Origin of the sequence: uncultured Campylobacter sp. (assembly GCF_938040115.1) — a bacterium.
In the GTDB taxonomy this organism is placed as follows: domain Bacteria; phylum Campylobacterota; class Campylobacteria; order Campylobacterales; family Campylobacteraceae; genus Campylobacter_A.
The window spans coordinates 1-1,961 of record NZ_CALHXD010000249.1 but is presented as its reverse complement, the minus strand read 5'-3'; the positions used below and the strand labels follow the sequence as shown (position 1 = coordinate 1,961).

Annotated in this window: 3 protein-coding genes; all 3 read left to right on the top strand. The window is 44.3% G+C overall.

All coding sequences use genetic code 11. The annotated features are described in order from the left end of the window. The first annotated feature begins 38 nt into the window (after positions 1-38). On the top strand, positions 39-257 hold the full coding sequence (locus tag Q0314_RS08370) for an acyl carrier protein (RefSeq protein ID WP_295143638.1): 219 nt from the start codon (positions 39-41) through the stop codon (positions 255-257). Next, a complete protein-coding gene (locus tag Q0314_RS08365) occupies positions 257-1,363 on the top strand; it encodes a ketoacyl-ACP synthase III (protein ID WP_298058199.1) in 1,107 nt (368 codons plus the stop codon). The genes Q0314_RS08370 and Q0314_RS08365 overlap by 1 nt, the downstream gene beginning before the upstream one ends. Then, positions 1,344-1,961: SDR family oxidoreductase (locus tag Q0314_RS08360; RefSeq protein WP_298058198.1), on the top strand; the 618-nt coding region annotated here is incomplete at its 3' end. The genes Q0314_RS08365 and Q0314_RS08360, both read left to right, overlap by 20 nt.

The following is a 1,961-nucleotide window of genomic DNA, read 5'->3' as shown; positions in this document are numbered from 1 at the left end:
TAGTTAAAATCAAGCTAAAATTTTAAGGAGGATTTAAGATGGATACAAACGAAAAAATGGCCCTAATAGCCGAGCTTTTAGAGCTTGAAGTAAGCGATTTTACCCCGGAAACCAAGCTTGAGGAGCTTGAAGAGTGGGATTCGCTCGCGGCTATCTCTTACGTCGTTATGATGGACGAGCACTTTGGCGTGACAGCAAATCCTAACGATATAAGAAATTTTAAAACGATCCAAGATATATTAGATAGTATGAAATAATGGCGTTTGATCACATTAAAAACGTAAAAATTTCGGCGGTTTGCTGCGCCGTACCAGAAGATAAACTCGCGCTTGAAGATTTTTATAAAAAATTTGATAAAGAAAGCGTGGAAAGATTCGTAAAAGATACGGGCATCAAGCAGAAATTTTATAGCAAAAACAATAAAACGATAACGTCTGACCTGTGCTTTGCCGCGGCAGAGGAGATAATTAAGAAAAAAAACATTTCAAGAGACGAGATAGACGCGGTTATTTTAGTAACGCAAAGTCCCGATTATACGGTACCAGCTACGGCGATAACGCTGCAATATAGACTAGGTCTATCTCAGGAATGCATAGCCTACGATATAAATTTGGGTTGTTCGGGTTATATTTTCGGCTTACATACTGCCGCGTCGATGCTACAAAGCGGATACTTAAAAAAAGTTCTTTTATTGGCGGGCGACGTAACCGAACCTAGCATATTTGGAATAAACGGCGTCACGACTAATATGTTCGGCGACTTAAACGACCTACTTTTTGGAGACTGCGGGAGTGCGACGCTGATCGAATACGACGAAGGAAACAAAGGGTTTAGATTCGCCCTGCAATCTATGGGCGATGGGTTTAAAGCTATCGGAGCTTGTCACGGGTCAAGATACGCATACGTCGGGCGTCCGCAGTTTGATATGTCTTTACATATGGACGGGCTAGCCGTAGTTTCTTTTAGTATAACCAAAGTCCCGAAGCTATTTAAGGCGTTTTTTGAAAAATTTCAGGCCTCTGCGGAGGACTACGACTCGGTACTGCTTCATCAAGCAAACAAGTCTATGCTAGATACGATAGCTAAAAAAATAAAAATGCAAGACAAGTCGCGCCTAAGCCTTGAAAGATACGCCAACACCTCATCGGCTAGCGTACCAAACGCGATGTGCGACTACTACGGTGACAAGGACGGCGACGAGAGCGTCAAAGTCATAATGTCGGGCTTTGGTATAGGGCTCTCGCTAGGCGTGGCGGACGCCTATATAAGTCCGAAAGATATTTTGCCTATCATCCAAACCGATATCACGTGGGACGAGGGCAGATCAAAAGTACTCGAAGCTAATGCTAAATCTAAAAAATAAAAAAATACTAATAATGGGCTGCGGCGTCATAGGCGGCGCGGCGGCTAAAATTTTAAGCGAGTCGGGCGCCAAAATCGTCGTAAGCGACAAGGATGAACGCGCTTTAGATAAGGTTTCGTTAAATTTAAGCGACGGTCGCGCGATAGCCTTTGACGCTAGCCGTGTAGAAAAAATCGAAAATTTTATACGAGACGTCGTAAATTTCGACGGCTTAAAGCTTGACGGACTGGTTTACGCCGTAGATAAAAATTTAACCGCACCTTTGGCGGATACTTCTTTAGAGCTTTTGCAAGACGCTATGACGGAAAATTTCTTCGCGTTTATCCAGGCCGTCAGGGTTTTTGCTAGCGAAGGAATTTATAATACAAAAAGCAGCATAGTAGCCGTCTCAAACTACGCGTCGTTAGGAGCGGACAAGGGGCAAATAGCCTACGGCGCGTCAAAAGCGGCGATGGATAACGCTATGCCCGCGATCGCAAAAGAGATATATTCCAAAGGCATCAGGATAAACTCCATCCGCCCCGCCGTCGTGCAAAGCGATAAAGAGCTCAGCCAAAGAGAGCGAGAGTTAGTAGCCATGATGCAAACGGGCGCGATC